The 20,103-nt window shown below is 61.2% G+C and carries 17 protein-coding genes; 11 read left to right on the forward strand and 6 right to left on the reverse strand.

The annotated features are described in order from the left end of the window. Window positions 1-26: 26 nt before the first annotated feature. From DM807_RS13395 to aspA, 4 genes are all read right to left on the reverse strand, one after another. Entirely contained in the window at window positions 27-1,130 is a 1,104-nt protein-coding gene (locus DM807_RS13395; protein ID WP_060514729.1) for a polyamine ABC transporter substrate-binding protein, read from the reverse strand. Further along, window positions 1,130-2,173, reverse strand: coding sequence for a histone deacetylase family protein (locus DM807_RS13400; RefSeq protein WP_012274868.1), 1,044 nt, complete (start codon window positions 2,171-2,173; stop codon window positions 1,130-1,132). Before DM807_RS13400 ends, DM807_RS13395 begins: the two co-directional genes overlap by 1 nt. 116 nt (window positions 2,174-2,289) lie before the next feature. Further along, complete coding sequence (locus tag DM807_RS13405; protein WP_012274867.1) at window positions 2,290-3,282, reverse strand: AraC family transcriptional regulator; 993 nt, start codon at window positions 3,280-3,282, stop codon at window positions 2,290-2,292. Between the two features lie 179 nt (window positions 3,283-3,461). Further along, the gene (gene aspA, locus DM807_RS13410; RefSeq protein WP_041166808.1) at window positions 3,462-4,886 is read right to left on the reverse strand and encodes an aspartate ammonia-lyase; all 1,425 of its coding nucleotides are present in this window, start codon (window positions 4,884-4,886) and stop codon (window positions 3,462-3,464) included. Window positions 4,887-5,068: 182 nt separating this feature from the next. Between aspA and DM807_RS13415 the strand changes: the two genes are divergently transcribed. The 5 genes from DM807_RS13415 (at window position 5,069) to DM807_RS13435 (ending at window position 8,693) form a co-directional block, all read left to right on the forward strand. Next, window positions 5,069-6,001, forward strand: coding sequence for a LysR substrate-binding domain-containing protein (locus tag DM807_RS13415; RefSeq protein ID WP_012274865.1), 933 nt, complete (start codon window positions 5,069-5,071; stop codon window positions 5,999-6,001). Between the two features lie 171 nt (window positions 6,002-6,172). Further along, a complete protein-coding gene (gene purE / locus DM807_RS13420) occupies window positions 6,173-6,664 on the forward strand; it encodes a 5-(carboxyamino)imidazole ribonucleotide mutase (RefSeq protein WP_003253304.1) in 492 nt (163 codons plus the stop codon). Between the two features lie 10 nt (window positions 6,665-6,674). Next, the gene (locus DM807_RS13425) at window positions 6,675-7,757 is read left to right on the forward strand and encodes a 5-(carboxyamino)imidazole ribonucleotide synthase (RefSeq protein WP_012274864.1); all 1,083 of its coding nucleotides are present in this window, start codon (window positions 6,675-6,677) and stop codon (window positions 7,755-7,757) included. Window positions 7,758-7,865: 108 nt separating this feature from the next. After that, window positions 7,866-8,111, forward strand: a complete 246-nt coding sequence (locus tag DM807_RS13430) for a GlsB/YeaQ/YmgE family stress response membrane protein (protein ID WP_012274863.1) — start codon at window positions 7,866-7,868, stop codon at window positions 8,109-8,111. Between the two features lie 48 nt (window positions 8,112-8,159). Then, complete coding sequence (locus tag DM807_RS13435) at window positions 8,160-8,693, forward strand: DUF3299 domain-containing protein (protein WP_012274862.1); 534 nt, start codon at window positions 8,160-8,162, stop codon at window positions 8,691-8,693. Between the two features lie 62 nt (window positions 8,694-8,755). On the opposite strand, the gene DM807_RS13440 is transcribed toward DM807_RS13435, so the two are convergent. Both DM807_RS13440 and DM807_RS13445 read right to left on the reverse strand, forming a co-directional pair. Continuing rightward, window positions 8,756-9,652, reverse strand: a complete 897-nt coding sequence (locus tag DM807_RS13440; protein WP_060493964.1) for a D-hexose-6-phosphate mutarotase — start codon at window positions 9,650-9,652, stop codon at window positions 8,756-8,758. 71 nt (window positions 9,653-9,723) lie between these two features. Further along, a complete protein-coding gene (locus DM807_RS13445; RefSeq protein ID WP_012274860.1) occupies window positions 9,724-10,122 on the reverse strand; it encodes an acyl-CoA thioesterase in 399 nt (132 codons plus the stop codon). 360 nt (window positions 10,123-10,482) lie between these two features. Between DM807_RS13445 and DM807_RS13450 the strand changes: the two genes are divergently transcribed. From DM807_RS13450 to DM807_RS13475, 6 genes are all read left to right on the forward strand, one after another. Then, window positions 10,483-11,772: an MFS transporter gene (locus tag DM807_RS13450; protein ID WP_012274859.1), complete on the forward strand. Its 1,290-nt coding sequence runs from the start codon at window positions 10,483-10,485 to the stop codon at window positions 11,770-11,772. A gap of 127 nt (window positions 11,773-11,899) precedes the next feature. After that, window positions 11,900-14,488, forward strand: a complete 2,589-nt coding sequence (locus DM807_RS27705) for an S-type pyocin domain-containing protein (RefSeq protein ID WP_244965032.1) — start codon at window positions 11,900-11,902, stop codon at window positions 14,486-14,488. Between the two features lie 3 nt (window positions 14,489-14,491). Further along, a complete protein-coding gene (locus DM807_RS13460) occupies window positions 14,492-14,965 on the forward strand; it encodes a DUF6392 family protein (RefSeq protein ID WP_179027456.1) in 474 nt (157 codons plus the stop codon). Then, window positions 14,955-16,472 (forward strand): S-type pyocin domain-containing protein, encoded by a 1,518-nt coding sequence (locus tag DM807_RS13465; RefSeq protein WP_179027457.1) that lies wholly within the window; start codon window positions 14,955-14,957, stop codon window positions 16,470-16,472. The genes DM807_RS13460 and DM807_RS13465 overlap by 11 nt, the downstream gene beginning before the upstream one ends. Before the next feature lie 159 nt (window positions 16,473-16,631). Continuing rightward, on the forward strand, window positions 16,632-17,630 hold the full coding sequence (locus DM807_RS13470; protein ID WP_012274856.1) for a phosphate ABC transporter substrate-binding protein PstS: 999 nt from the start codon (window positions 16,632-16,634) through the stop codon (window positions 17,628-17,630). A 138-nt stretch (window positions 17,631-17,768) separates the two neighbouring features. Next, window positions 17,769-20,057 (forward strand): ABC transporter permease subunit, encoded by a 2,289-nt coding sequence (locus tag DM807_RS13475; RefSeq protein ID WP_179027458.1) that lies wholly within the window; start codon window positions 17,769-17,771, stop codon window positions 20,055-20,057. The last annotated feature ends 46 nt before the right edge of the window (window positions 20,058-20,103 follow it).

A 20,103-nucleotide genomic window follows, 5' to 3' on the forward strand; every position in this document is an offset into this window, starting at 1 on the left:
CCGCTGTGCGGCCCTTCGTGGGTGACTCAGGTGCCGGACTTGATCCGCGTCCAGGCCCGGGTTCGCGCCCGTTCGGCATCCCGTGCCAGGGGCTTGAGGGTATACAGCTTGGCCATCGCCTCGGTCGTCGGGTACAGGTTGGGGTTGTTGCGAATCGTCGGGTTCACCTTGGCGGTCGCATCTTTGTTCGGGTTCGGATACCCAACGAAGTCGCTGATGGGTGCGATCACCTCGGGTCGCAGCAGGTAGTTGATGAACGCATGCGCATCTTCCGGGTTGGCCGCGCCCTTCGGAATCGACAGCATGTCGAACCAGATCGGCGCGCCTTCCTTGGGCAGGCGCATGTCCACCACCACGCCATTTTTCGCCTCACGGGCGCGGTTGGCGGCCTGCGAGAAGCTGCCGCTGTAGCCTACCGCCACGCAGATGTCGCCATTGGCAATATCTGCCATGTACTTCGAGGAATGGAAGTAGGTGATATGCGGGCGAATCTTCAGCATCAGTTCCTCGGCCTTCTTGTAGTCGGCCGGTTTGTCGCTGTTCGGCGGCAAGCCCAGGTACTGCAGGGCCAGAGGCATGATCTCCGATGGCGAGTCGAGCAGGGCTACGCCGCACTGCTTGAGCTTGGCGATGTTCTCTTCCTTGAAGATCAGGTCCCAGCTGTCCACCGGCGCATTGTCGCCCAGCGCCGCCTTGACCTTGGCCGGGTTGAAGCCGATCAACACGGTGCCATACATATACGGCACGGCAAACTTGTTGCCCGGGTCGTTGGCTTCGATCAGCTTCATCAGCGCCGGGTCCAGGTGTTGCCAGTTCGGCAGCTTGCTGCGGTCCAGCGGCTGGAAAACCCCGGCTTCGATCTGTTTGGCGAGGAACACGTTGGACGGTACCACCACGTCATAGCCGGAGTTGCCGGTGAGCAGCTTGGCCTCCAGTGCTTCGTTGGTGTCGAAGATGTCGTACACCAGTTTGACGCCGCTGTCCTTCTGGAAGTCGGTCAAGGTCTGCGGGGTGATGTAATCGAACCAGTTATACACACGCAGGGTGCGCTGCTCCGCTTGGGCGTGCAGGGCACCGGTGAACAGGGTGGCAGCGATGAACGGGGTGAGCAGACGCTTGAGTCGGACCATTACCGGGCTCCTGGCTGGGCGCGCTGGAAGCCTTCCAGCACATTGACCGCGTTGATACCGATTTCTTCCACAGCGTAGCCGCCTTCCATCACGAACAAGGTCGGCTTGCCCAGCTGGCCGATGCGCTGGCCCATCTCCAGGTAGTCCGGGCTGTCCAACTTGAACTGCGAGATGGGGTCATCCTTGAAGGTGTCCACACCCAGGGAGATCACCAGTACGTCGGCGTCATAGCGGGCGATGCGCTGGCAGGCGTCTTCCAGGGCGGCACTCCAGGCAGCCCAGTCGCTACCGGCCGGCAAGGGGTAGTTGATGTTGCAGCCCTCGCCGGCGCCTTCGCCGGTTTCATCGGCATAGCCGAGGAAGAACGGGAATTCATCCTGCGGGTCGCCGTGGATCGAGGCAAAGAACACATCGTCGCGGCTGTAGAAGATGTCCTGGGTTCCGTTGCCGTGGTGGTAGTCGACGTCGAGGATGGCAACCTTGCGCCGGCCTTGGTCGAGGAAGGCCTGAGCGGCGATGGCGGCGTTGTTGAGGTAGCAGTAGCCACCCATCACTTCGCCAGCGGCGTGGTGCCCTGGCGGACGGCACAGCGCGAAGGCCGAATGGGCACCTTGCTGGATCGCTGCCTGGGCGGTAAGGGCGACCTGGGCGGCGCTGTAGGCCGCTTGCCAAGTGCCGGCGGTGATCGGTGCACCGGCATCGAAACTGTAGTAGCCCAGCTCACCGTGCAGGCCAGTGGGTTTTACCTGGCGCAGGGTGCGCGCAGGCCAGGTGAAGGGCAGCAGGTCGCCCTCATGGCCCAATGCGGCCCAGCGGGCCCAGGCGCCCTCGAAGAAGTTCAGGTAGTCGGCGCTGTGGATGCGAAGCAACGGCGCGCGGCCGAAATCGGTAGGGCCTTGGATATCGCCGAGGTTGCGCTTTTTTACCTGGTCGAGCACATGGTCTGCACGCGAAGGCATTTCGAAGCAGGGCATCAGCTTGCCGTCGATCAGCTCGCAGCGGCCGTGGTGCAGGCGGTGGTCATCGGAATAGATCGTCAGCATTGTTGTTCTCCGGTGGGTACTGGCGTGGGTCCATTGTCATGGGCGGATCAGTACGGGAGAACGACGCAAATGGCCAAAAGGGGATCGATATGGCCAAGCGCTTTGGCCGCAGCAGCTCAACCGCGAAAGTGGCTGGGCGCCACACCACTCCAGCGTTGGAACGCATGCCGAAAGCTGGCCGTCTCACTGAAGCCCAAGGTCTCGGCAATCCGGTAAATCGGCATTTGCTCGTCTGCCAACAACTGCTTGGCCCGTTCGAACCTTAGCTCGTCCAGCAGCTGTTGATAACTGCAGCCCAACGCCTGTAAATGCCGACGCAGGGTGCGCGACGAGCAGTTCATCTGCCTCGCCAGCCCTTCCAGCCCCGGTGCTGCGTCCAACTGCTGCACCAGCAGCTGGCGAATCCGCCCTAGCCAGGCCTGGCGGCCCGTGAACTCCAGGTTCAGGCGTCGGCAGCGTTCACTCATGGCCTTGTGGGTAATCGGGTCGGCCAGCGGCAGCGGCATATCCAGCCAGCGCCTTTCGAAGGCAAAGGCATTGTCCTCGGCGGAGAAGCCGATCGGGCATTGGAACGCATCGGCATAGCGTGTGTGGTAACCAGGACGAGGGTGCTCGAAACGGGTGCCCAGCAGCGGCAACGGGCGGCCAAGCAGGTCGTCGCAGATGACTTTCAGCGAAACCAGGCAGAACTCTGCGTTGAACGCGCTCAGCGCAGGGCTGTCGTGATAGTCGCTGGCGCTGAACCAGACGCGCTGGCCGTCGTCGAGCAAACGCAGCTTGAAGACTGTTCCCAGCAGTGCCGGATACTGCAGCGCCAGGCGCAAGGCGTCACCCAAAGTGGCACTGGAGAGCAGGGCGTAACCGAGCATGCCGTAGCACGACACATGCATGCGCCGGCCCAGCTCCAGGCCGATGTCCTCACGCCGGGCCACTGCGTTGGCGCACACCTGCAGTTCCTGCTGGGTGGTGATGCGCGCATCGGCGTGGCCCAGGTCTGCCGGGCCGATGCCGCTGCCGGCCAGCAGTGCCGAGGCCTCGCAACCGTCTGCCTGAAAGACATTGAGGATCAGCGAAACCGCATTGAGGGTGGTCAGGTGACTGTGCAGCATGCTGGGTAATCCCGTTGGCCTGGGACGCATTATGGAGCAAGTTGTGTGCCGATATCCGAGGCCGCCTGGTGGCGGCAAAACCATCAGGCAAAAAAAAGGCCCGAAGCATAGGCTCGGGCCTTGAAAGGTTGAGAGGTGTCTAGTCCCTTAACCTGGTGAGACTGTTTGCAGCGGGCTGGTTACGACTTCAGCGGAACCAGGCGCGGGGCGATCATGTTTTCTGGACGCAGGATGTCGTCGAGCATCGCGTCGTCCAGCAGCTTCTCTTCACGCACCAGTTCCAGCACGCCGCGGCCGCTTTCCAGGGCAACGCGGGCGATACGGGTGGCGTTTTCGTAGCCGATGTACGGGTTCAGTGCAGTGACCAGGCCGATCGAGTGCTCGACCAGTTCACGGCAGCGCTGTTCGTTGGCGGTGATGCCGACGATGCAGTGCTCGCGCAGCATGTCCATGGCGCGTTGCAGCAGGCGGATCGAGTCGAAGATCTTGTAGGCGATCAGCGGCTCCATCACGTTCAGCTGCAGCTGGCCACCTTCGGCGGCGACGGTCAGGGCCAGGTCGTTGCCCATGATGGCGAAGGCCACCTGGTTGACGGCTTCCGGGATAACCGGGTTGACCTTGCCTGGCATGATCGAGCTGCCTGGCTGACGCGCTGGCAGGTTGATCTCGTTGATGCCGGTGCGCGGGCCGCTGGACAGCAGACGCAAGTCGTTACAGATTTTCGAGAGCTTGACCGCGGTACGCTTGAGCATGCCGGAGAACAGCACGAAGGCGCCCATGTCGGAAGTGGCTTCGATCAGGTCGGCAGCCGGTACCAGCGGCTGGCCACTGATGGCGGCCAGGCGCTGTACGGCCAGAGCCTGGTAGCCAGGGTCGGCGTTGATGCCGGTGCCGATGGCGGTACCGCCCAGGTTGATTTCGGTCAGCAGTTCCGGGGCCAGCGAGCGCAGGCGCTGCAGGTCTTCGGTCATGGTGGTGGCGAAGGCGCGGAATTCCTGGCCCAGGGTCATCGGTACGGCGTCCTGCAGCTGGGTACGGCCCATCTTCAGTACGTGGTCGAATTCTTTACCCTTGGCAGCGAAGGCCTGAATCAGGCTGTCGAGGCTGGCCAGCAGTGCGTCGTGACCCAGCAGCAGGCCCAGACGGATAGCGGTCGGGTAGGCGTCGTTGGTCGACTGCGCCATGTTCACGTCGTTGTTCGGGTGCAGGTACTGGTACTCACCCTTCTGGTGGCCCATGGCCTCCAGCGCAACGTTGGCAATGACTTCGTTGGCGTTCATGTTGGTAGAAGTACCAGCACCGCCTTGGATCATGTCCACCACGAACTGGTCGTGGTAATCGCCTTTGATCAGGCGGGCGCAGGCTGCGGTGATGGCAGCGTGCTTGGCATCGCTCAGGTGACCCAGCTCACGGTTGGCGTCGGCAGCGGCCTGCTTGACCATGGCCAGGGCCACGACCAGCTTCGGGTAGTGCGACAGTGGAACACCGGAGAGGTGGAAGTTGTTGGCAGCGCGCAGGGTCTGGATGCCGTAGTAGGCATCTGCAGGAACTTCAAGGGTACCCAACAAGTCTTTTTCGACGCGGAACGATGCAGCGGAGGACATGATGTATATCATCTCGATTTTGACCCGGCACATGCCGGAATGGCGCCAATCCTAGGCCTGAAGGTGATTTTGCGGCCAATGCTGTTGCACGCTAACCTATGCACAAACGGCATAGTGTTTCGTGTGACGCCAATTGACATTCGAGCGTGTTCCATTTTGGTGCATGCCGGGAGATGTGCTTCGTGAACCTTGAAAGCAAATGGCTGGAAGACTTCAGTGCGCTGGCCGCTACCCGCAGTTTTTCCCAGGCGGCAGAGCGGCGTTTCGTGACCCAACCGGCCTTCAGCCGGCGCATTCGCAGCCTTGAAGCGGCGCTGGGCCTGCAACTGGTGAACCGTTCCCGCACACCGATCGAACTGACCGAAGCCGGGCAGCTTTTTCTCGTCACAGCGCGCACCGTTGTCGACCAGTTGGGCGAAATTCTCCGCCATTTACATCACCTTGAGGGTGGGCAGGGCGAGGTGGTTCAGGTAGCGGCGGCACACTCCTTGGCATCAGGCTTTTTCCCCCGTTGGGTTGCCCAGTTGCGCAACGACGGTTTGAACATCGCCACCCGCCTGGTTGCGACTAACGTCGGAGATGCCGTGCACGCATTGCGCGAGGGCGGCTGTGACCTGATGCTGGCTTTCTACGACCCGGATGCGGCCCTGCAGATGGATGCCGAGATCTTCCCGTCGCTGCACATGGGCACTACGGAAATGCTGCCGGTGTGTGCAGTGGATGCTGAAGGCAAGCCATTGTTCGACCTGGAAGGCGAGGGCAGCGTGCCGCTGCTGGCCTATACCGCGGGTGCATTCCTCGGGCGGTCGGTGAATTTGCTGCTGCGCCAGCGCAACCTGCGCTATACCACCGTCTATGAAACCGCCATGGCCGACAGCCTTAAAAGCATGGCGTTGGAAGGCCTGGGCATCGCCTGGGTGCCGCGCCTGTCGATGCGAGGCGAGCTGGAACGGGGCGAACTGGCTGTCTGCGGCGGCAGCCAGTGGCATGTGCCACTGGAAATTCGCCTGTACCGCTGCGCCCTGGTGCGCAAGGCCAACGTCAGGCTGTTGTGGCGCAAGCTCGAGGGGGCGGCGGCGGTTGACCCAAAAGTCAGCCAAAGCCCCGAAAAATAAGGCCCGACAGTTGGTCGCCGGGGTGCCTTAATCGCACTACCTTACGGTATACTGCGCGGCCTTTCGACCGGATGCATCCGGTCCTGATCAGCAAACAAGCCACGCCGGTCGTCCCGCGTGGCTTGTTGTTTTTTGACGCGCCTGCGGGCGCACAAGCGAAGAGGCTCGACGATGAGTGCACTGGTTGGCGTGATCATGGGCTCCAAGTCCGATTGGTCCACCCTTAGCCACACCGCCGATATGCTGGAAAAACTCGGCATTCCCTACGAAGTGAAGGTGGTTTCCGCTCACCGCACCCCGGATCTGCTGTTCCAGTATGCCGAGGAGGCCGAGGGCCGTGGCATCGAGGTGATCATCGCCGGTGCCGGTGGCGCAGCCCACCTGCCAGGCATGTGCGCCGCCAAGACCCATCTGCCGGTGCTGGGCGTGCCGGTGCAGTCGTCGATGCTGTCGGGCGTCGATTCGCTGCTGTCGATCGTGCAGATGCCTGCTGGCGTGCCGGTTGCCACCCTGGCCATCGGCCGTGCCGGTGCGGTCAACGCTGCATTGCTGTCGGCCAGTATCCTTGGCGCCAAGTACCCGCAGTACCACGCGGCGTTGAAGCAGTTCCGCACGGAACAGACCGACACCGTGCTGGACAACCCAGACCCGCGCCAGGCTTGAGGCTCAACCCATGAAGATCGGTGTAATCGGTGGCGGCCAGCTGGGCCGCATGCTGGCCCTGGCGGGCACCCCGCTGGGCATGAACTTCGCCTTCCTCGACCCGGCGCCGGACGCTTGCGCCGCGCCCCTGGGCGAGCACCTGCGTGCCGACTACGGCGACCAGGACCACCTGCGCCAGTTGGCCGACGAAGTCGACCTGGTCACCTTCGAGTTCGAAAGCGTCCCGGCCGAGACCGTGGCCTTCCTCTCGCAGTTCGTGCCGGTGTACCCCAGCGCCGAAGCGCTGCGCATCGCCCGTGACCGCCTGTTCGAAAAGAGCATGTTCCGCGACCTGGGCATTCCCACCCCGGCCTTCGCCGACATCCTCTCGCAGGCAGACCTGGAGGCGGCGGTGGCCAGCATCGGCCTGCCAGCCGTACTGAAAACCCGCACCCTGGGTTACGACGGCAAGGGCCAGAAGGTGCTGCGCACGCCAGAAGACGTGGTCGGTACCTTCGCCGAGCTGGGCAGCGTGCCATGCCTGCTGGAAGGCTTCGTGCCGTTCACTGGCGAGGTGTCGCTGGTGGCTGTACGTGCCCGCGATGGCGAAACCCGCTTCTACCCGCTGGTGCACAATACGCACGAAAGCGGCATCCTGCGCCTGTCGGTGGCCAGCCAGGCACACCCGCTGCAGGCCCTGGCCGAAGACTACGTCGGCCGTGTGTTGCAGAAGCTGGATTACGTTGGCGTGATGGCCTTCGAGTTCTTCGAGGTAGACGGCGGCCTGAAGGCCAACGAAATCGCCCCGCGCGTGCACAACTCCGGGCACTGGACCATCGAAGGCGCCGAGTGCAGCCAGTTCGAGAACCACCTGCGCGCCGTTGCCGGCCTGCCGCTGGGCTCGACCGCCAAGGTGGGCGAGAGCGCGATGCTCAACTTCATCGGTGAAGTGCCGGCCGTGGACAAAGTCGTCGCCATCGCCGACTGCCACCTGCACCACTATGGCAAGGCCTTCAAGGTTGGCCGCAAGGTTGGCCATGCCACGCTGCGCTGCCATGACATGGCCACCCTTGAACGCAAGATTGCCGAAGTAGAGGCACTGATCAGCAACTGATCGGGCTGCAAATCGAACTTCTGCAAGCGGCTTGCCCTCTGAACATGGCAACAAGCCAAAGGCCGTCTAGGCTTTGGCTTGTTCCATATTCACTGCAGAGGGATTGCCATGGGCATCATTGGAACCATCTTCATCGGCCTCATCGTCGGCCTGCTGGCCCGCTTCATCAAGCCGGGCGACGACAGCATGGGCTGGATCATGACCATCCTGCTGGGTATTGCCGGCTCCCTGTTGGCCACCTATGGCGGCCAGGCGCTGGGCATTTACCAGGCTGGGCAGGCAGCAGGCTTCCTTGGCGCCTTGATTGGTGCGGTCATCCTTCTGGTGATCTACGGATTCATCAAGAAACGCTGAATACTGGTTAGAATGCCCGGCAATTCATCCGAGTTGCCGAGCATTTCCATGCGTGCCTTTTTCCTTGTCCCCCTGCTGTTGGCCAGCGCCCTGGCCCATGCTGAACTGCCTGAAACCGACTGGCTGGAGCTGATGCCCAAGTCGGACCAGAAGGCGCTCGAGCAAATGCCCGAAATCGACCACAACTCGCCAGAAGCCATGGGCACCTTTACCGACAAGGGTGGCCTCAAGCAGAGCAAGGGCTTGCCGGCGGTGATGTACTCGACCAAGACCGTGGCGGCCATGAACGGCAAAGACATCCGCTTGGGCGGTTACCCGGTGCCGCTGGAAAGCGATGCCAAGGGCAACAGCACGCTGTTTTTCCTGGTGCCGTACCCAGGTGCGTGCATCCATGTGCCGCCACCGCCGCCGAACCAGCTGGTGCTGGTGCGCTACCCGAAAGGGTTGAAGATCGATGACATCTACACACCGCTGTGGGTCAGCGGCAAGCTGAAGGTGGAAAAGGTCAGCAACGACCTGGCCGATGCGGCCTATGCACTGGATGCGGGGAAGGTGAGGGTGGTGGAAGACGCAGACCTCTGATTATCTGCACGGGCCCCTTCGCGGGTAAACCCGCGAAGGGGCCCGAAAAACCACGGCAAAACTCAGATCATTTCACAACCGATCTGCAGTCCCAGCGAATGACTTGCCCCCGGCTTCAGTTCCACCAGGTCATCCCACACATTCGCCGTTTCGATGCACAGCATTCGCTGCCAGCCATCGTCGGCCATATCTGCCAGCTCCCGCGCCCGCTCGGTCCAGGGGTTCCAGATCACCGCCGAACGTGATCCATTGCTGGTCAAGGTAACTCGCCGATTCCAATGCGGGTCGACAATGCTCAGTCGCGATGGAGTGTCGAGGTAAATCCGGTCAGTCTCCCCGGTAAACGCCAGTGCTCCCAGCTGCTGGCGCTGTTCCCAGTCCGCCAGGGTTTCGATATAACCCAGCCCCTCGACCCCTTCGACCCGTGCCTGGCGTACATCGCTGACGGCAAAGTAGCTGTGCAGGGCTTGGCTGATAGTAACGGAGGTATTGCCCATGTTGCGGCTGGTCAGGTTCAGCTTCAGCGCCTCGCCCAGCTCCACCACCAGCTTCAACTCGACGTCATGAGGCCAGCCGGGCAGGTCGCCCTGCGCTTCAGGCAGTTCGAATTCAATGCGCAGGCCGCCGCCCACCTCCTCGATGCCCAGCAACTGCCAGTCACGCGAGCGCGCCAGCCCGTGAGCAGGTGCCTGCTCAGCGTGGTACATGGCCTGCACGGCCTCGGGGTTGCGTTGCAGGTTGCCAAACCACGGCCAGCACACCGGTACCCCGGCGCGTACCGACTTGCCCTGGCGGAAGATGGCCTGGTCGCTCAGCCACAGCAGCGGTGGTTCGCCCACCCGCTGGTAGCTGAGGATCTGTGCGCCCTGCTGGGCGATCAGGAGTTCGGCGCGGTCGCTGCTGATACGCCAGCAGTTGAGTTCGCCATGTTGCTCGGTTACGACCTGGAAGGTAGCCATTGCGTTCATCTCATTGATTGCCAGTGGGCCTTGGACCCGGGCACATGCAATGAGTTTACCGCCGGCGTGGCTCAGCGACGAGGCACGGAGCGGGTGCGGCCACTGCCGTCGATGGCGACGAAGACGAATGCCGCTTCGGTGACCTTGCGCCATTCGCTGGACAGCGGGTCGTCGCTCCACACTTCGACCATCATCTGGATCGAGCTGCGGCCGATTTCCAGGGTCTGGGTGTAGAACGACAGCTGCGCGCCTACTGCCACCGGTACCAGGAAGGCCATGCGGTCGATGGCCACGGTGGCCACGCGGCCGCCAGCAACACGGCTGGCCATGGCGGTGCCGGCCAAATCCATTTGGGCAACCAGCCAGCCGCCGAAGATGTCGCCAAACCCGTTGGTCTCGCGCGGCAGTGCGGTGATCTGCAAGGCCAGGTCGCCTTGCGGGATCGGATCTTCTTGTTCGAGCTCAATCATGCGATGGGGCCTCTGACCCGTGACGCTTTCGTTGGTGTGGCGCAAAGGCCGGGTAAACGATTCAGCTTGAAACATACTACGCCGATTTCGTTTCACTGGGCGGCCGTAGGGAAACTCTGCGAAACCGCCTGACATAAAGACCGGAGTTTTCGCACAACATCCCACGCTAGCAGCAACCTTTTCCTACGAACTGCCAGTATATAGAGCATAACGGCCAGCGACGACCGTGCATTCATGAATATCTGTAGGGATTTTGTATCGCTTTCGGCGCAGCTCGGCAATTTGCTATCTTCGCTTGTCTCCCAATCCAGAAGCCGCGTGCCAAGCGGCCTGCATGCCCTACAAAGAGAACAACGAGCGATGACTTCCGTGCCGAGCAGTATCGAGCAGCCCTCGCGGCCGCTGACCCGCAGTGACTACAAGACCCTCTCACTGTCCGCCCTGGGCGGCGCGCTGGAGTTCTACGACTTCATTATTTTCGTGTTCTTCGCCACGGTGGTGGGCAAGTTGTTCTTCCCGGCCGACATGCCGGAGTGGCTGCGCCTGATGCAAACGTTCGGCATCTTCGCCGCTGGCTACCTGGCGCGGCCGTTGGGCGGCATCATCATGGCCCATTTCGGCGACCTGCTCGGGCGCAAGAAGATGTTCACCCTGAGCATTTTCATGATGGCCGTGCCGACCCTGATCATGGGCCTGCTGCCGACGTATGCACAAATCGGCATGTGGGCACCTATCCTGCTGTTGCTGATGCGCGTGATCCAAGGCGCGGCGATCGGCGGCGAGGTGCCGGGTGCCTGGGTGTTCGTCTCCGAGCATGTGCCAGCGCGCAACACTGGCTACGCCTGCGGTACCCTGACGGCAGGCCTGACCGCCGGCATTCTGCTTGGCTCGCTGGTAGCGACACTGATCAACAGTGTGTACAGCGTGGAAGAAGTGGCCGATTACGCCTGGCGTATCCCGTTCCTGCTGGGTGGCGTGTTCGGCCTGTTCTCGGTCTACCTGCGCCGCTGGCTGCACGAAACCCCGGTGTTCGCCGAAATGCAGCAACGTAAGGCACTGGCCGAGGAGCTGCCACTGCGCGCCGTGCTGCGTGACCACCGTGGCCCGATCATCCTGTCGATGTTGCTGACCTGGATGCTGTCGGCCGGGATCGTGGTGGTCATCCTGATGACCCCGGCGCTGCTGCAGAGCTTCTACCACATCAGCCCGACCGACTCGCTCAAGGCCAACAGCCTGGCCATTGTATTGCTTAGCTTTGGCTGCATCGGCGCCGGCAGCCTGGCCGACCGCTTTGGTGCGGGCCGGGTGTTCGTGATCGGCAGCCTGCTGCTGCTGGCCAGCTCCTGGACCTTCTACCACAGCCTGCCAACCCGGCCCGAGCTGCTGTTCCCGCTGTATGCCGTGACCGGCCTGTGCGTGGGCGTGATTGGCGCGGTGCCTTATGTAATGGTCAAGGCATTCCCGGCGGCGGTGCGCTTCAGCGGGCTGTCGTTCTCGTACAACGTGGCCTACGCGATCTTCGGCGGTTTGACGCCGATGGTGGTGACCGCGCTGCTGAAGGTGAGCCCGATGGCGCCTGCCTACTATGTGGCAGGCTTGTGCGCCGTTGGTCTGGCTGTGGGGCTGTACCTGCTCGCCAACAAGCGCTGATCTGCGCTGGGGCTGACTCTCGTTTGCTGCAACATGTTGAAAGACGTGAACAAGGACAGAGGAATAAGTAACGCAGTGACCGACGGCTAGATCGTCAGCCTGAGCCATACAGAGAAGGAGAATCTGTATGGCTCAAAACACACTTCATGACAGTTCCACGGGTGATGTTGTCATCACCCCTGGCTCCTCAGGTTCCAGTAGCGGCGGGGGCGGCTTCTTCAGCATTGGCGGCGGCGGTGGCTTCGGTGGTGGCTTTGGCGGTTCCAGCCGACGTCGCAAGAAGAAGCGTGCCAGAGCGCGTGCTGCTGCCTTGGCGCAAGCAAGAGCCCAGGAGCAGGCTCGCCAAGCGGCAGCCGCAAGGGCTCATGCCGAAATGCTGGCTGCATTACATAGGCAGCAAGTGGAGGCTCATAGCCAGGCACGTGAAGTTCGGCGCGTGCAGCTTGATGCGCATTTCGCTGGCCAGGCGCAAGGCTTGGCACAGGCGCTACAGCAGGAGATCAACGCAGCGCGCAAACGCCCGGAATACGACGGCAGTGAGCGTTGGCAGCTTTACCAGATCACCAAAGCGCAAAACGAAACCAAAGGGCTTATAGCCGCCAAGCAGCTTGAGTTGGCGAATCGGCAGGCGTTGGCCGGGGCTTTTGCTGGCCATGATGCTGATGCAGGTACATACGCCGCCCGACTGGCCGGGCTGGCGACCGCGCAACACATGCAGCAACTGCATCAGGGCTGGGAAACAGCGTACGTAGCGGCCTCAGAGGCTCGTTTGCTGCAGGAGGCAATTGCCCAGCTGTCGCAGCGCTCAGCCGAGCTGGCTGTAGAACATGCCCAACAGGAACAGCTCTGGCGCGCCAGGGAGGCGGAATGGGAGCGTCAGCGGCAATACGCTGAGCTGCGCGAATCCAGAATTCGCTACAAGCAGCAGGTTGACGAAGACCGGCGCCTTGTTCGGCTGAAGGAGGCCGCCACGCTGACCGTGCCAGTAGCGGCTGCGTCGGCTGGGGGCGTGTTGCTTGGTCAGGCAGGCGCGCAGGTTGCGGCTGAGCTGGCAACGGCTATCGAGCAGGCGATTGCTAGCGCGGCCAAGGAAGTGCTGAGGGTTGCAGCTATCCGCCTTGGTCAGGCGGTCGGTCTCTCGGCCACGGCCATGCTGTATTCGCCGGCGCTGGGGAATGGCGAACTGACCGAAGCCCAGCGCAGGCGTCACTTCGAAGGTTTGGGCATACATGCAGACCTGCTGGGCATTGCGCCAGGGCAGGATCTTCAGGCTATCGCCGATGCGGGTGGGTCGGCCCGCATGGGTCAGCGCATCAAGATCGAGCATCTTCCAGGTGGCAGTGCGATAGCGGTGGCCGCCACAGGCGCCGGAATCGCCCCGGAGGTCCGGGTCAGGAATGCCGTTTACGACCCCGTCACCGATACCTACCGAGTCGAGGCACAGACGCCCGACGGGAAAACCATCGTTCTGGGTAACGCTACCCCGGTGGCGGAAAGCCCGTCCAACGGCCGGATGCTCGCGCTTGAGCCACAAGCTGCAGAGGTTGGCGCTGGCGTGGACCTTCGCTTCGATGACTGCATCGTCTGTATCCCTGGTCAACTGCCCCAGTACTTTTCATTCGTAGTTTCGCCGGCGGGTACTGGTGTTGTCAGCGGTAATGGCCAAGTCGCTGGCGCTGACTGGTGGCCCGCGAATGGCGCTGCCGCTGGCGTAGCAATGCCGGTGCAGGTTGGTAACCAGCTACGCGGCCGCTTGTTCACCGGCATGCCGGCATTCGAAAGCGCGGTATGGCGGGCCATTGCGGCGGAGCAGGGGTTGCTCGGTCAATTCGATGAGGTGAATCAGCGTCGAATCATCAGGGGTTTTCCACCCGTGGCCCCGCGAGCAAGTTGGAGCGGCGCGCGACACGAGTTTGAGCTTCGTCATGTTGGAGCTGTTGATGTTGGCTCTGGGTTGTACAACCTTGACCAGCTAAGAATCCACACACCAGCGGACACTCTAGGCGTGCCGGCAGTGGTCCTGCCGTTTGAGCCGTGGTTCGCCGCCAGTCTGGCCCTTGAGTTCGATGCTGGCATTGTTCAGGGCCAACCATCACGCACCTGGACGCCGTTGGTGGCCCCAGGCGCGGAGCTGCTCGGCCCGACACCCTTGCCGGAGGGGCCGTTACTGCCGGGCATTCTGCCAGGCGATACCTTGGATCCTGTGGGGCCAAGTCTTGAAATACTTCCTGGCGAGAATCCGGACGAGACAGGGGCCATAATTCCTGGATTCGGTGGTGATGTAGATCTGCCGGAGCCTGGGCTGGTTAATAATGAACCTGCAGAAGTCGGAGAAACTGGGAATTTTAATGACTTGGAGCGTCGCAGCATAAGGGATGACATGGACGTGGACCACATTCCATCTCAATCCGCATTGAAACGATGGTTACAGAAAAATTTTCCAGACCTGCAACTGTATGAAATATACCAAATACTAAGGCGTGCACCTGCTGTCGTTATTCCTACAGAAGTGCATCGAAAGTACAGCGAAACGTACGGCGGGCGTAACACCAAAGCTAAACAAGCTCTAGATGCCAAAGATCCCTTGTCAGCTATTGGCAGTAATGTTGAAGCACTAAAGAAAGGTTTAATAGAAAATGGAATTTCGCCTGAACGTGTTGAGGGTATCAAGGTGGAGCTTACAGAATTGCTCAAGAAACTGATTAATAAAAGGTGACGCATGAAAAGGATTGTAGCAGTTGAGCCTTGGCTGGAAAGCGTTAACAGGACTTATGCTGATTTAGTTGAGAATGGGCTTGATCCGAATCTGCGACATATCAAGCTTTACCCGGGGGCGGAGGATTTTTACCTAGAGCCGGAGCCGGGTGTTAGTTTTGAGTTTGATTCAGACAGCAAAATGTTAAAAGCGGTGGCTATAACTATCATAAGGCGAGTGGATTTGGCGCCTGAATTTAAAGATTGTTTATCTGAGCCCTACGGTTGTTTAGATAAGAGCGCTGTTAGAGCTGCTTGGGGTAGTCCTCTAAGAACGAGCGAGCCGTTGGTAATGCCGGAACCGATAGGTAAGACGGGTGGGTGGGATATGTATCGACTCTCCGGTGCGGGCTTTGGGTATATTGATTTGATTTATTCGTACACTAAGGATTTTGTTGTGTCCGGTCTGGTTTTAAGGGGCACGGAAGATGAAGCTTGAAAGTCGACTACAAGATCACGACGAGCAAAGTTTCTTATCGCTAGTCACTACGCTATGGAACGTTGAGACTCAGAGGTCTGAGCACAACGCTCTCATCGATCATTTCGACCAGATAGTCGGCCACCCCGCCGGTAGTGACCTTTTGTTCTACTCAAACGCCGATGCCGTCGGCGCTATAAACTCGCCAGAGCATATCGTTGCAACAATCAAATCGTGGCACCAGAGAAATGGCTTTCCGGCCTTCAAGGGGCAGCATTTACAGCCGTCAAGAGCGCTTCGAAGCATGGCGAGCGAACAGCGTGCCAGCCAGTCTTCCACTCGCAACCTGGAGAAAGTGCGCAAGTTGGTGGCGCAGGTTCATGCCGCTGAGCAGCAGGCAACGCTGCAGCTTGCTGCACTTGAGCAACAGCTAACCATTGACCCAGTGGCCAGCACGCCGGAACAGCAACTGGCTTTCAGCCTTGCTACGCTGCGTGCTCTGGAATCCATTCAGCACCAAGCTGCGCAGGCAGTGTTTCAACTTGAGCGGTTGCACATGTCGGTCAAGTTCGCACTCGACGCTGCCGTGCGTGATGCTACCAGCCCCTTCCTGGACGCAGCGATTCAGGCCGTGGCGCTGCAAGAAATGAATGCCGGTAGCCAGCGTCATGCTGCGGCCTTGGCCATGGCGCAAGGGCGTCATTCCGTGTTGTACGCTCGCGGTGTGACACTGATAGAACACCTGGAAGCACGTATTGCCCAGTTGGCCAGAGCGACCGGGGCTGGCCCAGGGCATGGACCTTTGACGTTGGTAGCGGCAGCTGATGCCTCAAACCTGCACCCGGCATTGCTGATGTCGCAGGGCTTGAACGGTGACGTTGCCCAACAGCAACGCCATCTGATCAAGACCGTGCGCTCGGCGGTGGCAGAGCTGGAGTGGCAGGCGACCTCCTTGCAAGGTGACCACCCCGGTACGTATGCGGATTTAATCGAGTTTGTGCAGGGAACCCCAAGCGATGACCCGCGTTTCGGGCTGACGGTGCCACTTGCTGAAATACTCGACGAAGATCGGCAGGATTGGGCCGATCTGGCCGCTGAACGGGCAGAGGTGGATCTGCCCATGCGTCTGTGCTCGATGGTGCGTGGTGCCCGCTCCGGCAGCACCAAAGGTGTAAAACCCTTTACCCGTTACTGTCATGTGCTGATGACCTCGACGCAGGGCCCCATCGTGCCTTCGCGCGTGCGGGTGCGGGAAGCTGGTTGGGATGCGGGTCGGCGGGCTTTCGCATTCACTAGCGAGACCGGGGCGCCTGTTACCGTTCTGTGGCAGAAGGGCAGCGCGCCCTATCCGCCGATAGACATCTCCCGGCCGCCGAGCATTAGCTATCTGCACATGCCCAATGTGCCTATCATAGAGCGCTTCATGGACCTGACGCAGGTTCAATTCGATGACTACATCGTGGTGTTTCCGCCGCAGGCTGGGCTGGCACCGGTATACGTCATGTTCAGGGATCGCCGCGAGCTTTAGCGCCGCCAGTTTCCCAGCGATATCAAGTCAGGCCATCCCGGATAACCGATGATGGCCTTTCATCCAATTGTCACAATGAAGTCATATCGTGTTCATGCGGCCTGCCGATACTTGGGCCCGTTCCATCCAACACCCCAATATTCCTGCTAGGAGCAAGGCATGAAACTGAAGCGTTTGATGGCGGCCCTCACCTTTGCCGCCGCTGGCGTTGCAACCGCCAACGCGGTAGCCGCTGTCGATCCTGCGATCCCGACCTACACCAAGACCACCGGTGTATCGGGCAACCTCTCCAGCGTTGGTTCCGACACCCTGGCGAACCTGATGACGCTGTGGGCCGAGGCCTACAAGAAGGAATATCCGAACGTAAACATCCAGATCCAGGCAGCCGGCTCCTCCACCGCGCCACCCGCGCTGACCGAAGGCACCGCCAACCTCGGCCCGATGAGCCGCAAGATGAAAGACGTCGAGCTGCAGGCCTTCGAGCAGAAGTACGGCTACAAGCCGACCGCAATCCCGGTCGCCGTCGATGCCCTGGCCGTGTTCGTGCACAAAGACAACCCGATCAAGGGCCTGACCATGGCTCAGGTCGACGCCATCTTCTCCTCCACCCGCCTGTGCGGTGGCAAGGCCGAGATCAAGACCTGGGGTGACGTCGGTGTGACCGGCGACCTGGCCAACAAGCCAATCCAGCTGTTCGGCCGCAACTCGGTCTCGGGCACCTACGGCTACTTCAAGGAAGAAGCCCTGTGCAAAGGCGACTTCAAGCCTAACGTCAACGAGCAGCCTGGCTCGGCTTCGGTCGTGCAGTCGATCAGCTCTTCGCTGAACGGCATCGGTTACTCGGGCATTGGTTACAAGACTGCCAGCGTCAAGACCGTGGCCCTGGCCAAGAAGGAAGGCGGCGAGTTCGTCGAAGACAACGAAACCAACGCCCTGAATGGCAGCTACCCGCTGTCGCGCTTCCTGTACGTTTACGTCAACAAGGCGCCGAACAAGCCTCTGGCTCCGCTGGAAGCCGAGTTCGTCAAGCTGGTGCTGTCGCAAGCTGGCCAGCAGGTCGTGGTGAAGGATGGCTACATTCCGCTGCCGGCCAAAGTCGTCGACAAGACCCTGGCTGACCTGGGCCTGTCCCACGCGGGTAACGTTGCAAAGAAGTAAGTAATTAAGAAGAGGCCGGAGCCACTGCCCGGCCTCTTCCACGAATTTCCAGTCCGAAGCCAGGTTCCCTGTGCGGCGGGCTTTCGCGCGTCACCACTTTGTAATGTTTTTGTCACACGGGACCGCTAGGGTGTGCGCATGAATGATCTGGCCAATTCCAACATGACCCAAAACTCCCAGCCCGTGCGCATTGATTTCAATACGCCCGAGTTGCAACGCAAGCGCCGCATGCGCGCGCTCAAGGACCGCCTGACCCGCTGGTATGTGCTGGTCGGCGGTCTTGCCGTACTGGCGGCAATCACCCTGATCTTCTTCTACCTGGCGTACGTGGTACTGCCACTGTTCCAGGGCGCCCAGCTGACCAGCAAGAAAGCCCTGGAGCCGACCTGGCTGCAGCAGGATGCCGGCAACCCGCTGATGATCGCGCTTGAAGAGCAGAACCTGGTGGGGATGCGGGTTTCGGACAAGGGCCAGGCATTGTTCTTCGATACCAAAACCGGCAACGCGCTCAAGCGGGTCGACCTGCCGGTGCCGGCAGACACCCAGGTCACGTCGATCAGTACCGACCAGCCGGGCAGCCCGCTGGTGGTGCTTGGCTTGTCCAATGGCCAGGTGCTGGTGTTCCACCACACCTACAAGATCACCTACCCCGACAACAAGAAAACCATCGCCCCCGGCATCGACTACCCGTACGGCGAGCAGCCGTTCGTGCTCGACGAACAGGGCCGCGCGCTGGAGCACGTGAGCGTCAACGTCAATGGCGACACCTTGCTGCTGGCCGGTTCCACTGGCGCGCACCTGCAGGTGGTCGAGCTGACTCGCACGGAAAACATGATGACCGAAGAGGTCACCACCGAGCAGAACCGTATCGCCCTGCCGCAGATGACCGAAACGGTGAAGAACATCTTCATCGACCCGCGCCAGCAGTGGTTGTACGTGATCAACGGTCGCGCCACGGCTGACGTGTTCAGCCTGCGCGACAAGAGCCTCAACGGCCGTTACAAGTTGTCTGAAAGCGCCGACACTGAAATTACCGCCACGGCCCAGCTGGTCGGTGGCATTTCGCTGATCATCGGTGACTCCAAGGGCGGCCTGGCCCAGTGGTTCATGGCCCGCGACCCGGATGGCGAATCGCGCTTCAAGCAGATTCGTACCTTCCAGATGGGCAAGGCGCCTATCGTGCAGATCGACGCCGAAGAGCGCCGCAAGGGCTTCATCGCCCTCGACGCCGACGGCAAGCTGGGCGTGTTCCACAGCACCGCGCACCGTACCTTGCTGGTCGAGCCGGCTGCCGAAGGCCCTGGCATCCTGGCCCTGTCGCCACGCGCCAACCGCATCATCATCGAAGAAGGCGGCAAGCTGCTGCCGCTGAGCCTGCGCAACCCGCACCCGGAGGTTTCCTTCAGCGCGCTGTGGGGCAAGGTGTGGTACGAGAACTACGACGAACCCAAGTACGTCTGGCAATCGACCGCTTCGAACACCGACTTCGAGCCCAAGCTCAGCCTGTCGCCGCTGACCTTCGGTACCCTCAAGGCCGCGTTCTACGCGATGATCCTGGCCGCCCCGCTGGCCATTGCCGCTGCCATCTACACCGCCTACTTCATGGCCCCTGGCATGCGCCGCAAGGTCAAGCCGGTGATCGAGCTGATGGAAGCGATGCCGACGGTGATCCTCGGCTTCTTCGCCGGCCTGTTCCTGGCCCCATACCTGGAAGGCCACTTGCCGGGTGTGTTCAGCCTGTTCCTGCTGATGCCGTTTGGCATCCTGCTGGCCGGCTTCGTCTGGAGCCGCCTGCCGGAGTCGATCCGCCTGCGTGTGCCGGATGGCTGGGAAGCGGCGATCCTGATCCCGGTCATCCTGTTCACCGGCTGGTTCGCCCTGACCATGAGCCCGCACCTGGAAAGCTGGTTCTTCGGCGGTGACATGCGCCTGTGGATCACCAACGACCTAGGTATCACCTACGACCAGCGCAACGCCCTGGTAGTGGGCATCGCCATGGGCTTCGCGGTCATCCCGAACATCTATTCCATTGCCGAAGATGCGGTGTTCAGCGTGCCACGCAGCCTGACCCTCGGCTCGCTGGCACTGGGCGCGACGCCCTGGCAGACCCTGACCCGCGTGGTCATCCTCACCGCCAGCCCAGGCATCTTCTCGGCGTTGATGATCGGCATGGGCCGGGCAGTGGGCGAGACCATGATCGTGCTGATGGCCACCGGCAACACCCCGGTGATGGAAATGAACCTGTTCGAAGGCATGCGCACCCTGGCCGCCAACGTGGCCGTGGAAATGCCGGAATCGGAAGTCGGTGGCAGCCACTATCGCGTGCTGTTCCTGGCCGCCCTGGTGCTGCTGATGTTCACCTTCATCATGAACACCTTGGCCGAGCTGATTCGCCAGCGTCTGCGCAAGAAATACTCGTCGCTTTGATAGAAAGGTAGCGATCCGTGAAAAAGGATTCCCTCAAAGGCTGGTT

Source organism: Pseudomonas hunanensis (assembly GCF_013393325.1).
GTDB lineage: Bacteria > Pseudomonadota > Gammaproteobacteria > Pseudomonadales > Pseudomonadaceae > Aquipseudomonas > Aquipseudomonas putida_P.

Excerpts from the sequence above, each read along its gene's own strand:
- DM807_RS13395 (WP_060514729.1), bottom strand. The coding sequence starts at position 1,130 with ATGGTCCGACTCAAGCGTCTGCTCACCCCGTTCATCGCTGCCACCCTG.
- DM807_RS13400 (WP_012274868.1), bottom strand. The coding sequence starts at position 2,173 with ATGCTGACGATCTATTCCGATGACCACCGCCTGCACCACGGCCGCTGC.
- DM807_RS13405 (WP_012274867.1), bottom strand. The coding sequence starts at position 3,282 with ATGCTGCACAGTCACCTGACCACCCTCAATGCGGTTTCGCTGATCCTC.
- aspA (WP_041166808.1), bottom strand. The coding sequence starts at position 4,886 with ATGTCCTCCGCTGCATCGTTCCGCGTCGAAAAAGACTTGTTGGGTACC.
- purE (WP_003253304.1), top strand. The coding sequence starts at position 6,173 with ATGAGTGCACTGGTTGGCGTGATCATGGGCTCCAAGTCCGATTGGTCC.
- DM807_RS13425 (WP_012274864.1), top strand. The coding sequence starts at position 6,675 with ATGAAGATCGGTGTAATCGGTGGCGGCCAGCTGGGCCGCATGCTGGCC.
- DM807_RS13430 (WP_012274863.1), top strand. The coding sequence starts at position 7,866 with ATGGGCATCATTGGAACCATCTTCATCGGCCTCATCGTCGGCCTGCTG.
- DM807_RS13435 (WP_012274862.1), top strand. The coding sequence starts at position 8,160 with ATGCGTGCCTTTTTCCTTGTCCCCCTGCTGTTGGCCAGCGCCCTGGCC.
- DM807_RS13440 (WP_060493964.1), bottom strand. The coding sequence starts at position 9,652 with ATGGCTACCTTCCAGGTCGTAACCGAGCAACATGGCGAACTCAACTGC.
- DM807_RS13445 (WP_012274860.1), bottom strand. The coding sequence starts at position 10,122 with ATGATTGAGCTCGAACAAGAAGATCCGATCCCGCAAGGCGACCTGGCC.
- DM807_RS13450 (WP_012274859.1), top strand. The coding sequence starts at position 10,483 with ATGACTTCCGTGCCGAGCAGTATCGAGCAGCCCTCGCGGCCGCTGACC.
- DM807_RS27705 (WP_244965032.1), top strand. The coding sequence starts at position 11,900 with ATGGCTCAAAACACACTTCATGACAGTTCCACGGGTGATGTTGTCATC.
- DM807_RS13460 (WP_179027456.1), top strand. The coding sequence starts at position 14,492 with ATGAAAAGGATTGTAGCAGTTGAGCCTTGGCTGGAAAGCGTTAACAGG.
- DM807_RS13465 (WP_179027457.1), top strand. The coding sequence starts at position 14,955 with ATGAAGCTTGAAAGTCGACTACAAGATCACGACGAGCAAAGTTTCTTA.
- DM807_RS13470 (WP_012274856.1), top strand. The coding sequence starts at position 16,632 with ATGAAACTGAAGCGTTTGATGGCGGCCCTCACCTTTGCCGCCGCTGGC.
- DM807_RS13475 (WP_179027458.1), top strand. The coding sequence starts at position 17,769 with ATGAATGATCTGGCCAATTCCAACATGACCCAAAACTCCCAGCCCGTG.